Annotated in this window: 11 protein-coding genes and 1 tRNA gene; 5 read left to right on the plus strand and 7 right to left on the minus strand. The window is 71.1% G+C overall.

The features are described from left to right. Window positions 1-21: 21 nt before the first annotated feature. Complete coding sequence (locus IE246_RS05105; protein WP_189987861.1) at window positions 22-1,392, plus strand: c-type cytochrome; 1,371 nt, start codon at window positions 22-24, stop codon at window positions 1,390-1,392. A 37-nt stretch (window positions 1,393-1,429) separates the two neighbouring features. On the opposite strand, the gene IE246_RS05110 is transcribed toward IE246_RS05105, so the two are convergent. After that, window positions 1,430-2,515 (minus strand): class I SAM-dependent methyltransferase, encoded by a 1,086-nt coding sequence (locus IE246_RS05110; protein ID WP_189987862.1) that lies wholly within the window; start codon window positions 2,513-2,515, stop codon window positions 1,430-1,432. A gap of 110 nt (window positions 2,516-2,625) precedes the next feature. On the opposite strand from IE246_RS05110, the gene IE246_RS05115 reads away from it, so the two are divergent. Both IE246_RS05115 and IE246_RS05120 read left to right on the plus strand, forming a co-directional pair. Beyond that, complete coding sequence (locus IE246_RS05115) at window positions 2,626-3,714, plus strand: GlxA family transcriptional regulator (RefSeq protein ID WP_189987863.1); 1,089 nt, start codon at window positions 2,626-2,628, stop codon at window positions 3,712-3,714. A gap of 98 nt (window positions 3,715-3,812) precedes the next feature. Continuing rightward, window positions 3,813-4,619, plus strand: a complete 807-nt coding sequence (locus tag IE246_RS05120; protein WP_189987864.1) for an SDR family NAD(P)-dependent oxidoreductase — start codon at window positions 3,813-3,815, stop codon at window positions 4,617-4,619. Window positions 4,620-4,697: 78 nt separating this feature from the next. Here the strand turns inward: IE246_RS05120 and IE246_RS05125 are convergent. Next, window positions 4,698-4,774, minus strand: a tRNA-Arg gene (locus IE246_RS05125). A gap of 273 nt (window positions 4,775-5,047) precedes the next feature. On the opposite strand from IE246_RS05125, the gene IE246_RS05130 reads away from it, so the two are divergent. After that, a complete protein-coding gene (locus IE246_RS05130) occupies window positions 5,048-6,226 on the plus strand; it encodes a hypothetical protein (RefSeq protein ID WP_229836405.1) in 1,179 nt (392 codons plus the stop codon). 125 nt (window positions 6,227-6,351) lie between these two features. After that, window positions 6,352-6,858, plus strand: coding sequence for a xanthine phosphoribosyltransferase (gene gpt / locus IE246_RS05135; RefSeq protein WP_189987865.1), 507 nt, complete (start codon window positions 6,352-6,354; stop codon window positions 6,856-6,858). 150 nt (window positions 6,859-7,008) lie between these two features. Here gpt and panC read toward each other — a convergent pair whose 3' ends face one another. The 5 genes from panC to IE246_RS05160 all read right to left on the minus strand — a co-directional run bounded on the left by panC (window position 7,009) and on the right by IE246_RS05160 (window position 12,450). Continuing rightward, window positions 7,009-7,884 carry a pantoate--beta-alanine ligase gene (panC, locus tag IE246_RS05140; RefSeq protein ID WP_229836409.1) on the minus strand — a complete coding sequence of 292 codons (876 nt, stop codon included), beginning with the start codon at window positions 7,882-7,884 and terminating at the stop codon, window positions 7,009-7,011. Between the two features lie 68 nt (window positions 7,885-7,952). Further along, window positions 7,953-8,687 (minus strand): helix-turn-helix domain-containing protein, encoded by a 735-nt coding sequence (locus tag IE246_RS05145; protein ID WP_229836413.1) that lies wholly within the window; start codon window positions 8,685-8,687, stop codon window positions 7,953-7,955. A gap of 109 nt (window positions 8,688-8,796) precedes the next feature. Continuing rightward, window positions 8,797-10,170, minus strand: coding sequence for a sensor histidine kinase (locus tag IE246_RS05150; protein WP_189987867.1), 1,374 nt, complete (start codon window positions 10,168-10,170; stop codon window positions 8,797-8,799). A 10-nt stretch (window positions 10,171-10,180) separates the two neighbouring features. Then, the gene (locus IE246_RS05155) at window positions 10,181-11,608 is read right to left on the minus strand and encodes a dihydrolipoyl dehydrogenase family protein (protein WP_189987868.1); all 1,428 of its coding nucleotides are present in this window, start codon (window positions 11,606-11,608) and stop codon (window positions 10,181-10,183) included. Window positions 11,609-11,682: 74 nt separating this feature from the next. Next, window positions 11,683-12,450, minus strand: a complete 768-nt coding sequence (locus IE246_RS05160) for a TVP38/TMEM64 family protein (RefSeq protein ID WP_229836416.1) — start codon at window positions 12,448-12,450, stop codon at window positions 11,683-11,685. Between the last annotated feature and the right edge of the window lie 64 nt (window positions 12,451-12,514).

Below are 12,514 nucleotides of genomic sequence, written 5' to 3' on the forward strand. Positions count from 1 at the left end.
AACCAATCGAGGACCACGGCCATGCGTAAGCTTCTCACTCTTGCCGCGACGGTCGCCATCGGCCTCTCGGCGCTCACCGTCCCGGCGGCAGCGGAAGAGACGGCCGCCGAACGCGGCTACCGGACACTGCTGACGGTGCCGATCGGGGTGCGGCTCATGACCGAGGCCGATTTCGACAGGATCTGGCAGGTCTGGCCGGAGCCTGCGCGCAGCCGGGCCGAGAAGGCCTCGCCGGGCGAGCGCCTGCAGATGACGCTGGCGCGCTACGGCTTCCAGCTGACCGCCGATCGCCCGGGGAACCTCCCGCAGCAGTTCACCGCGGACGACAAGGGCAACGTCTCGATCAACTGCCTCGCCTGTCACGGTGGCCCGGTCGAGGGCAAGGTGACGATCGGCCTCGGCAACTCGCTGATCAATCTGCGGACGTTCACCGACGACCTGGCGCGCTACCTCGCCGCAAACGGCCGGGAGCCGTCGCCGCCGCCCCCGAAGGCGCCGCCGTTCGCGGAAGAGCCGACCCGCGGGCTCAACAACGCCTGGGGGGCCGCCATCTCCTTCATGGCGATGCGCGACAGGGACCTGAACGTCACCGAGGCTCCGCAGTTCCCGGTGAAGGCCCCGGATGAACTGGACATCCCGGTCAAGACCCCGCCGTTCTGGCTCTCCAAGCGAAAGACCCGCTACTACTACGACGCCTTCATCGGCAAGACGCACCGCGACATCATGCAGTTCGTGTTCGAGTACAGCGTCACGCCGCAGCAGGTTGCGGAGATGGAGCCGTACTTCAAGGACATCTTCGCGTGGATCAACTCGGTGCAGCCGCCGAAATACCCCGGCGACATCGACCGGACGGCGGCCGACCGGGGCCGGCTCGTCTACCTCAAGAACTGCGCGTCGTGCCACGGCACCTACAGCGGCGAGGGCAGCTACCCCGAGCGCGTGATACCGCTCGACGAGATCGGCACGGACCCGGTCCGGGTCCACGACTTCCCGGTCGCCTTCAAGCGCCACCTGGCGGAAGGCTGGGTCGGCGACTACGGGGCGGTGGCGCTGTACCCCGAGACGGGCGGGTACGTCGCACCGCCGCTCGACGGCATCTGGGCGAACGCACCGTACCTCCACAACGGCTCGGTGCCGACGATGTGGGACCTGCTGACCCCCGACGCACGCCCTGCCGTCTGGTTGCGGACCGACAACGGCTACGACCACACGAAGATGGGCCTGGAGGTCACCCGGTTCACCGCCGTGCCGGACGGCGTGACGCCCGAGGACCGGAGGCTCTACTACCGGACCGCGCTGCGGGGCCTGAGCAACGCCGGTCACCGTTATCCGGCGACCGACCTTTCCGAACAGGAGAAGACGAACCTGATCGAGTACCTGAAGACGCTCTGACCCCGCCGGCCGGCACACCCGGTCCCCGGGCTGCAGCTCACGCCTTGCGCGACACGAACCAGACGTTCATCGGGTCGTGCGGCAGGACGTGACGCTCGACGCTCGCGAAGCCGGCGCCGCGCAGCATCGCCTCGGCGGTCTCCCAGCCCCACATGGTGCCGAGGCCGGCCCCGCCCTGGCCGAGCGAGATCGGCGTGCAGTGGACGCAGGAGATCGCGTACAGCAGCGAGGCCATCGGGAAGTCGAGGTTGTTCTCGAGCCGCGCCGAGCCGCCGATGTCCTGCATCAGATAGACGCCGCCCGGCCTCAGCGCCCCGTGCAGGCCGCGGATCAGGGCCTCCGGGTCCTTCTGGTCGTGGACCGCGTCGAAGCTGGTGACGAGGTCGAAGCGTTCGCGCTCGTCATAGCCGGTGAGGTCGCGCCGCTCGAACCGAATGTTCGCCAGCCCGTCGGCGCGGGCGGCGTCCCGGGCGAAGCCGATGGCGTCCGGGCACAGGTCGTAGCCGACGAACCGGCTCGCCGGGAACCGCGCCGCCATGGCGCGCAGCGCCTCACCCCGGCCGCAGCCGGCGTCGAGCACGTCGATGCCGGCCGCGAGCGCGTCGGTCACGCCGTCGGCCAGCGGCAGGACGAAATCGAACAACGGCGCCGCCACGGTCTGGCCGCTGTCCTCGGCCATGATCTGGTGGAAGCACGGGTAGTCGTCGTAGGCCATGCCCTCGCCGGTCTCGAAGCACGCCAGCACCCGGTCCTGTACCGCGCCCATGATGGCGACGTGCTGGCCGTACACCGCCAGGTTGCCGAGCGGCGCCCCGCGGGTCAGGCAGGCGGCATGCTCCGGCGGCAGGACGTAGCGGCGGCCGGCCGGGTCGTACTCGACGATCCGGGCGGTGACCATGACGGCCAGCCACTCCCGGACGTAGCGCTCGGCCAGACCGGCCCGGGCGGCGATCTCCCCGCTGGTCGCCGGCGCCATGCCGGCCAGGGTGTCGAACAGGCCGAGCCGGTGGCCGACCGACAGCATGAAGGCGACGGCACCGGAATCGATCGTGCCGCCGATCCGCTCGGCGAACGCCTCGGCGGCCCCCTGGTCGAACGGTGCGGATTTCATCATGACGGTCATTTCGGGGTCCTTTCGTCTGCAGGTTGCGAACCGCGGCGGAATACCGGCCCGACGCGGCCCCAGCGAGAGGCCGATTGGACAAAACCGGGGCATTCGTGCCATCTGACCCCATGAATCCGCCCGCCAACGACCCGCCCGCCGCCGACCCGCCCGCCACCGACCCGCCCGCCACTGGCGCCCCCGCCACTGGCGCCCCCGTCGCGGTCAGCCTGCTGGCGCTGCCGGAATCGACCCCGGCGGCGCTGTACGGACTGCTGGAGGTGTTCGCCGCGGTCGGCGTGGCGTGGCACCAGCTGACCGGCGAGGCGGCGCCGGTGCGCCGGATGGACGCCCGCATCGTCGCCCGCACGGCGGAGCCGTTCGCCAGCGCCCTCGGTCCGCCGATCGCCCCGTCCGGTGCCCTGCCCGACGGCCGGTCCGACGTCGTGCTGGTGACCGATCTGGCGGTGCCGCTCGACGCCGCCCCGCACGAACGGTGGCCGATCGAGACGGCCTGGGTGCGCGAGCAGTACCGACGCGGCGCCACCGTCTGCTCGGTGTGCACCGGCTCGCTGTTCCTGGCCGAGGCCGGCCTGCTCGACGGTCGCGAGGCGACCACGCACTGGAGCGCCGCCGGCGTGTTCCAGCGGTACTACCCGGCGGTTCGGCTGCGGCCCGAGCGCATCCTGTGCGATGGCGACGCCGCGGGCCGGCTGCTGACCGGCGGCGGGGCGGCGGCCTGGGAGGACATGGCCCTGCTCCTGATCGCCCGGTTCTGCGGCGAGGCCGAGGCGGTGCGGATCGCCAAGGTGTTCCTGCTCGGCGACCGCAGCGACGGCCAGCTGCCGTTCGCCGGCCCGGAACGCGCCCGGCCGCACGAGGACGCGGTCGTCGCCGCCTGCCAGGCCTGGATCGCCGAGCACTATGCCGGCCCCAACCCGGTCGCCCGGATGGTCCGGCAGTCCGGGCTGGCCGAGCGCACCTTCAAGCGCCGGTTCAAGGCGGCGACCGGCCATGCCCCGGTCGACTACGTGCAGGCGCTGCGGGTCGAGGAGGCCAAGCAGATGCTGGAGACCACCGGCGAGCCGACCGATTCGGTGGCCGCCGCCGTCGGCTACGAGGATCCGGCGTTCTTCCGCCGGCTGTTCAGGCGCCGCACCGGCATGACTCCGGCCCGCTATCGCCAGCGCTTCCGGCCGATCGCCCGGCACCGGTCCTGACGCATTGCGCTCCGGCCCCGGCGGCCGGACTGTAGGGGGAACCGGGACCGCGGCCGCGGATCCTCCCGGCAAGCCATGATGAAGAGGGGAAGGAAGCCATGGGCGGACGGCTGAACGGCAAAATCGCGATCGTCACCGGGGCCGGCTCGGTCGGGCCGGGCTGGGGCAACGGCAAGGCGTCGGCCACGCTGTACGCCCGCGAGGGCGCCAAGGTGTTCCTGGTCGACAACCGGGCAGACGCGGTCGAGGAGACCCGCCGGATCATCGCCGGCGAAGGCGGCACCTGCGCGACCCATGTCTGCGACGTCACCAGATCCGACCAGGTCGCGGCCATGGTGGCGGCCTGCGTCGAGACGTTCGGCAGCCTCGACATCCTCCACAACAACGTCGGCGCGGCCAAGCCGGGCGGCCCGGTGACGCTGTCGGAGGAGGACTGGGACGCCCAGATGGACGTCAACCTGCGGCACGTGTTCCTGGCCGCCAAGCACGCGATCCCGGTGATGGAGAAGGCCGGCGGCGGCGCCATCGTCAACATCGGCTCGACCTCGGGCGTCACCTTCACCGGCCAGCAGCAGATCGCCTACCAGGTGGCGAAGGCGGCGATCGTGCGGTTCTCCCGCTCGGTGGCGCTGGAGTATGCGCCCAAGGGCATCCGCTGCAACACGGTGATCCCGGGCCAGATGCACACCCCGATGGTCGAGGCCTACCTGGCGGGCCAGCAGGCCGGCGGCAACGCCGAGGAGCTGATCGCCCGCCGCAATTCGCGGATTCCCATGGGCTTCATGGGCACCGGCTGGGACGTCGCCCACGCCTGCCTGTTCCTGGTCTCGGACGAGGCGCGCTACGTCACCGGCGCCGAGATCGTGGTCGACGGCGGCCTGACCCTGAAGTGCACGGACCGGTAGGAAGCGCGGGTCCGGCGACATCGCCAGGACCCGGAAATGGAGAGGCCCCGGAACCGCTTAGGTTCCGGGGCCTCAGAATGGCGCGCCCGAGAAGATTCGAACTCCTAACCTCCTGATCCGTAGTCAGGTGCTCTATCCAGTTGAGCTACGGGCGCGTCGTCCGGAGGAAGCGTCCCCCGAAGGCCGCGCAACCTACTCAAACCCGATTGGCTTGGCAAGGGCCGAAAGCCACGAATTCACGAACCAAAATAACTTGTTCTGATTCCTGGGTTTAAGTAGTATCGGGTGCACGATTCGCGGCCCTCTACGCAATCGGCGTGAAGTGGCGCGGGCTCGATCGGTCGGGCGCACGACGGTGGCGGGCAGTCGTAGCGCTATGGGGGTCTCCGGGGTGCCCACCCTGGACAAGGACAACAAGGGAAGACGCGGTGACCGTATCGTTCCACTCGTTGCGTCGCCTCGCCGCCATCGGCGTGGGCGTGCTGGCGCTAGGCGGCTGCTCAACCGATTCGCTCTGGCCGTCGCTGAGCGGAGAGCCGCCGGCGGCCCAGGGTTCCGGTGAGAAGATCGCGATCAAGCCGTCCCAGGGCGAACTTTCCGGCCAACCGCTGAATGCCCCGCCGCAGCTCGGCAACACGAACTTCAAGCTGACCCCGCCGCAGCCCGGCCAGCCGACCGGGACCTTCGTCGGGCAGAAGGTCGACCAGCTGCGCCAGGACCTGGTGCGCCTGCAGGATTCCGTGCGCGCGCAGAACACCTCGCTGCAGCAGCTGCGCGAGCAGACCGTCCAGAACGCGCTGAACTACCACTCGACCGTGGCCGGCATCGAATCGCGCCTGCAGGTCGGCACCACCCCCGGCAACCCGCAGCTGGTGGACGCCTGGGCCCGCGCCCAGCGCGAGCTGGAGATGGTCAACGCCGACATCGGCCAGATGAACGCGCTCGCCAACCGGGTCTCGGCCGACGCCGCGCTGTCGACCTACCTGCTGGAGTCGGTGCGCGCCGCCTACGGCCTGTCGGGCGCCGTCGAGGAGGACCATCGCCAGCTCGCGGTGCTCGAGGACGACACCAACCAGACCGTCGTGCTGGTCGACCGGCTGCTGACCGAACTCAGCGACGACATCCGCCGCCAGAGCGCCTATGTCGCGACCGAGCGGCAGGACCTGAACGCCATGGCCGTGGCGATCAAGCACGGCGAGCTGTTCGGAACCAGCCTGGCCAACCGCACCATCCCGCAGACCGGCGCCAGCTTCGCGCCGGCCCCGGCAGGCGCTCCGCGCGGCCTCGCGCTTCCCGGCGCCGCCGAGCGGCGGCCGCTGGTGGTGATCCGCTTCGACCGCCCGAACGTGCAGTACGAGCAGCCGCTGTACAGCGCCGTCAGCCGCGCGCTGGAGCGCCGGCCGGACGCGTTCTTCGACGTCGTCGCGGTCAGCCCGCAGTCGAGCAGCACCGGCCGTGCGGCACTCGACACCAACGCGGCCCGCCGCAACGCCCAGGGCGTGATGCGGGCGCTGACCGACATGGGCCTGCCGACCAGCCGGATCGCCCTGTCGGCCACCACCGCCGCCGACGCCCAGACCAACGAGGTCCGGATCTTCGTCCGCTGATCCGGTCCGGCTCGTCCGCCCCCGACGCCTGACGGCGGGGGCTGCGACGGTCGGGCGATGCGCCCGTCGTTGCCGAGCCGGCCCCCGCCGCGCTATAGGCCATTCACCGACAAGGGAGGTGAGCGATGGCGGAGGGCTCCGCGCCCGAAAAGGCGTTTCCGGTTTCCTGGGAGGAACTGCATCGGACCGGCAAGGCGCTGGCCTGGCGGCTGGTCGATGCCGGCCCGTTCGAGGGCATCATCGCCATCACCCGCGGCGGCCTGGTGCCGGCCGCGATCGTCGCCCGCGAGCTGGCGATCCGCGTGGTCGACACGGTGTGCGTGACCACCTACGGCACCAGCGGCGACGACAAGAAGCGCGGCGAGTTGAAGATCGTCAAGCCGCCGTCCCTGGAGGGCGACGGCGAGGGCTGGCTGATCGTCGACGACCTGGTGGACACCGGGGTCACCGCCCGCGCCGTACGGGCGCTGCTGCCGAAGGCGCACTTCGCGACGATCTACGCCAAGCCGGCCGGCCGACCGCTGGTCGACACCTTCGTGACCGAGGTCAGCCAGGACACCTGGATCTACTTCCCCTGGGACCTCGAACAGCGCCCGGTCGACCCGATCGCCGCAATGCGCCCGCGCCGCTGAGCGGCCCGTCGACAAGATTCAACCCTCGCCGTTCATAGGCCCCGGATCTCCGCGGCTGCGCCGCGACGTCCGGGATGAGGGTTTCGAGAATCTTTCTCCGTCCTCATCCCGGACGGCGCAGAGCGCGGAGCCGGGACCCGTTCGCCGCGGTCACGCCACCGACACGTTGTCGATCAGCCGCACCGTGCCGAGCCGGGCCGCCACCAGGATGCGGGCCGGCACCCCGGCCCGGGTCACCGGCTCCAGGGTCCGCGGATCGCGGATGTCCAGATAGTCGACCCCGGCGAATCCGGCCTCCAGGATCCGCTCGCGTCCCCAGGCGATCTCGGCCTCCGGGGCGCTGGCGCCGTCGGCCAGCCGGGCGGCCATCCGCGCCATGGTACGGTGCAGGGCCGGGGCCACGGCCCGGTCCTCCGGCGACAGGTGGACATTGCGCGAGGACAGCGCCAGGCCGTCGGCCTCGCGCACGGTCGGAACCGGCACCACCTCCACGCCGAGGTCCAGGTCGAGCGCCATTCGGCTGACCACCAGCAGCTGCTGGAAGTCCTTCTCCCCGAAATAGGCGCGATGCGGCCGGACCAGCGCGAACAGCTTGGCGACCACCGTGGCGACGCCGTCGAAGAAACCGGGACGATGCGCGCCTTCCATCGGCTGGCCGAGCGGGCCGGCCTTCACCGTGGTCTCGAAGCCCGGCGGGTACACCACGTCCGGCGCCGGCACCCAGGCGAGGTCGGCGCCCTCCTCGGTCAACGCCTCCAAATCGGCATTCTCGGTCCGCGGGTAGGTGGCGAAGTCCTCGGTCGGCGCAAACTGCCGCGGGTTGACGAAGATCGACACCACGACGCGGTCGGCCCCGGCCCTGGCGGACCGGACCAGGGTCCGATGCCCTTCGTGCAGCGCCCCCATGGTCGGCACCAGGGCGACCGTCTCGCCGGCGGCCCGCCACGCCTCGACCCGACGGCGCACCGCCTCGGGCACACGCGCCACCTCGATCCCGAGGCCGGGAATACCGCTACCGATGCTCATTGGGATCTCCGGATCCACGGGTGGACCAGCGCTCATGGGGCGCTCCGACGACGGCTGCGGGGGCGGGCTCAGGCGCCCTCGGCACACTCCTCGAGGGCCAGCCGGTCGCGGAGCACGACACGCCCCTGCGGCTGCAGCGAGATGACGCCGGTGGTCTTGAACTGGGTGATGGTCCGGCTGACGGTCTCGGTGGTCAGGCCGAGATAGTCGGCGATGTCGGAGCGTCCCATCGGCAGCGAGACCGGGTCGGGCGGCAGGTGCCTCGCCTCCTGCCGGCGGCTGAGCTGGAGCAGGAACGACGCCAACTTCTCGGCCGCGGTCTTGCGGCCGAGCAGGACCATCTGGTCCTGCGCCGCCGCCAGCTCGTTCGAGGCCATGGCCAGCAGCCGGCGCTCCAGCTTCGGCAGCTCCGAGAACAGGCCCTCGAGCCTCCTGCGCGGGAACCGGCACAGCCGGACCGGCGTCATCGCCTCGGCCGAGCAGGTGTAGGTGTCGCCGGCGGTCAGCCCGAGGAAGTCGCCGGGAAACAGGAACCCGGTCACCGACCGCCGGCCGTCGGCCAGCAGCTTGTAAAGCCGCAGCGCCCCGCCGGTGACGTTGAAGACGTGTTCGGCCGGCTCACCCTCCTCGGTCACGCTGGCGCCGGCCGGCACGTCGATCACCTTGAGGATCTCGACGAGGCGCTGCATCTCGCCGCTGTCGAGCGGCGCGCACAGCGTGAGGTGCCGGACCTCGCAGTTCCCGCACTGCTCCGGAAGATCGAACCCGCAAACGGGCGCTGCACCGAGTTGGGCGCGCTCCACGACCACTCCTCCACGTTCGGACCTGCCTGCCGGTCCGCGGACGCAAAGAAGCTATCACCAGGGCGCTGGTCGGCCAAGTTGTGAGATGCCGCAGTGCAACGTCGCCCGGCTAGCGATCGGCCTCCGGAAGCTCGATCCGGAACACGGTGCCGTCCGGACCGGTACGGTCCAGGGTCAGCCGGCCACCATGCGCCTGCACGATGTCCCGGGCGATGGTCAGGCCGAGCCCGGTGCCTTCCTTGCGGCTGCTGAACTGGAAGGGCTGGAACAGCTTGCCGACCGCGTCTTCCGGGATGCCCGGGCCGTCGTCGGCGACGTCCAGCACCACCTGGCGGTCGCGGCGCATCGCCGTGACCGTCACCCGCCCGGCGCCGGCCCCGGCGGCGTTGCCGATCAGGTTGGCGATCGCCCGGAACATCTGGTCGCGGTCGGCCCGGACCGCCAGGTCGCCGCCGTCGGCGAGGTGGATCCGCAGGGCACCCAGTTCCGACGCCGGCACCCCGTGCTCGACGTCGCGCAGCAGCTCGGCCACGGTCACCGGCTCGACCCTGAGCGGCGGGGTCTCGCGCGTGAAGTTCAGGGTGGTCGAGCACAGCGCCGCCGCCCGATCGATCGCGCGCACCAGGGTCGGCGTGATGCGCTGGACCTCGGGGTCCTGGCTCTGCGCCAAGCGGTCCGAGATCAGGGTCGCGGTCGCCAGCATGTTGCGCAGGTCGTGGCTGATCTTGTTCACGGCGGTGCCGAGCGCCGCCAGCCGGGTGCGCTGGCGGAGCGCGCTGCGCAGGCCCTCCTTCATGGCCGCCATCTCGCGCAGGGCGACGCCGATCTCGTCGCGCCGGCCGACGTCGGCAAGGTCGCTGGAGCGGTCCTCGGGCGAGCGCCGGAACGCGGTCAGGCTGCGGGTGAGCTGTTCGAGCGGCCGCACCATCAGCCAGCGCAGCGTGACGAACAGCAGGGTCGCGGTGGTCACCGAGATCACGATCGACAGGTTCAGGATTCGCCAGGAGTAGTCGTACATCTCGCGGCGCAGCGGAAACTCGTCGATGGTCACCACCACCACCGCGCTCGGGTTCTGCGGCGAGGTCCCGCGGACCTGCAGCACCCGGTTGCGGGTCTGGAACAGCGACTCGAAGGCGTCCAGGATCAGCGTCACCACCCCGGCCCGGTCCAGGTCGTAGCGCACGTCGGGCTCCGGCCGCAGCGGGCGCTTCAGCATCTCCATCGGCACGCCGTCGCGGACCACCTTGATGGCCCAGGCGCCGACATGGTCGAGCAGCTCGTAGGTGATCTCCTCGCTGACCATCCGGTCCGGCGCCACGTTCACCGCCATCGCCGCGAGATGCGCCGAGTCCAGCTTCTCCTGCAGGTACACCAGCCGGAACCGGGCCACCGACGGGGTGTAGATCAGCACCTCCGACAGCATCACGAAGAAGATCGTTAGCAGCAGCAGGCGGAACGACAGGGAGCGGAACGAGAAGCGCATGGGCCGGCCGTCAGGCGAAACGCATCAGAAAGCGGACGAGCGCCCTGGTGCGATCGCCGAACAGCTTGGGAACGTACCAGCTCGACGCCACCCGCTTGATGATCTCGGCCCGGGTCGGGTACGGCACGACCAGCCCGGCCAGGGCGCCGACCTTGAGGCGCTGCGCGATCGCCAGGGCCCACACCGAGATCAGCTCGCCGGCCGCATCGCCGACCACGGTCGCCCCGAGGATCCGGCCGTTCGGCGCCACCAGCACCTTGGCGAACCCGTCCACCGACCGCTCGGCCTGGGCGCGGTCGTTCTCGGCATAGGGCCAGCGCAGCACCCCGAAGGCCGTGCCGGCGCTCCGCAGCTCCGCCTCGGTCGGGCCGACCTGGGCCAGTTCGGGTGCGGTGAAGGTCACTCTCGGCACCCCGGCATTGTCGGCCCTGGCCGGCCATCGGAACAGCGTGTTCTTGATGACCACGCCGGCATGGGCGCCGGCGACATGGGTGAACTGCGGCCCGCCGGCGGCATCGCCGACCGCGAACACCCGCCGGTTGCTGGTTCGCAGCCGGGCGTCGAGCACAAGCCGGCCGCGCTCGTCGGTGGCGATCCCGGCCCGGTCGAGGTCGAGACCCTCGAACGACACCCGCCGACCGGTCGCCACCAGGAGATGGCTACCCGTCAGGGTCTCCGCTCCGTCCGCCCCGTTCACCGTCAGGGCGATGCCGTCGCCGGACCGGCCGACCGACACCGCCGACACCCCTTCGCGGACATCGATCCCGTCGCGCCGGAGCGACAGCCGGACGACGTCGGCCGCCTCCGGATCCTCGGGGCCGAGCAGCCGTGCCGCCTCGACAAGGGTCACCCGACAACCGAGCCGCGCATGCGCCTGGGCGAGTTCGCAGCCGATCGCGCCGCCGCCCAGCACCAGCAGGTGCGACGGCCGTTCGTCGAGGTCGAAGACGGTCTCGTTGGTCAGGTACGCCACCCCGTCGAGCCCCGGGAGCGGCGGCACCGACGGCGTCGATCCGGTGGCGATCGCCACGAACCGGGCCCGCACCGTCACCCCGCCGCCCTCCAGGGTGCGCGGTCCGGTGAACCGGGCGTGCGCCGGGATCACCCGCACCCCGAAACCCTCGTAGCGCTCGACCGAGTCGACGGGGGCGATGGCGGCGATCACGCCCCGCACGTGCTCGCGGACCCGCCGCCAGTCGGTCGGGGCAACCGTCATGTCGAGGCCGAAGCGTCCGGCGACGTCGGCGCCATGCGCCGCGTGGGCAGCGGCCAGCAGGGCCTTCGACGGCACACAGCCGACGTTGAGGCAGTCGCCGCCCATCGCACCGCGCTCGAACAGCACGACCGACGCTCCCATCTGGGAGGCGCCGGCGGCGACCGAGAGGCCGCCCGCACCGGCTCCGATCACGCAGAGATCGACGTCGATGGCTTCGGTCATACGCGGTCCGACGGGTTGCGCGGGGCCGTATCCTGCCCGTTGATACAGGTAAAAATGGCGGCGATCCAGGAAGGTTACGGGCGCGGCGGCCGGTTCCGCAGGCGCTTGTAGACCACCGGAACCAGGGCCAGCGCCGCCAGGCCGACGATCGGCATCAGCACCGACGGCTCCAGGAAGATCTCCAGCCCCGGCAACTGGCCGCGGTCGATGATGGTCTCCAGCCCGTTGCCGACCGAGACGAACACGAAGGTGCCCGGAATAATCCCGAGGAACGTCGTCATCACGTAGGTCCGGGCCGACACGCCCAGCAGCGCCGGCACGATGTTCACCAGCCAGAACGGAAACAGCGGCACCAGCCTGAGAACCAGCAGGTAGGAAACGGCGTTCTCGCGGAAGCCGCGCTCCAGGGTCTTGGCGAACGGGCCGGCGCGGCGCCGGAGCGTATCGCCGATGGCGCTGCGGGCCGCCAGGAACACCGCGAGTGCCCCGGCGGTGGCCGCCAGGACGGTGATGGCGGTCCCCTCCAGCAGGCCGAACACCAGGCCACCGCCGATGGTCAGGACCACGCCGATCGGCAGCGAGAACGCGATTGCCAGGAAGTACGCCGCCGCATAAGCCCCGCGCGACAGAACCGGATGGGCATCGACCCAGACCTCGAGGGCGTCGCAGTTGCGCGCCAGTGCCGCGGGCGACACGAAACGCCCGAGATCGAACGCGAAGAACGCGACGAACCCGGCCGCCAGCACCGCCGCCAGCCCCCAGCGCCGGATCGGCGACGTTCGCGCGCACGGCGACGGCCGATCGGTCGATTCGGTTTCTGTCCCGGTGGTGGCGGAATTCAAACGATCTGGCCCATCCGCGCTCGACATGCCCAAAACCTATGCAAACCGCCTCCCGCCGCCAGTC

The sequence above is a fragment of the Thalassobaculum fulvum genome, assembly GCF_014652915.1.
Classification (GTDB): Bacteria; Pseudomonadota; Alphaproteobacteria; order Thalassobaculales; family Thalassobaculaceae; genus Thalassobaculum_A; species Thalassobaculum_A fulvum.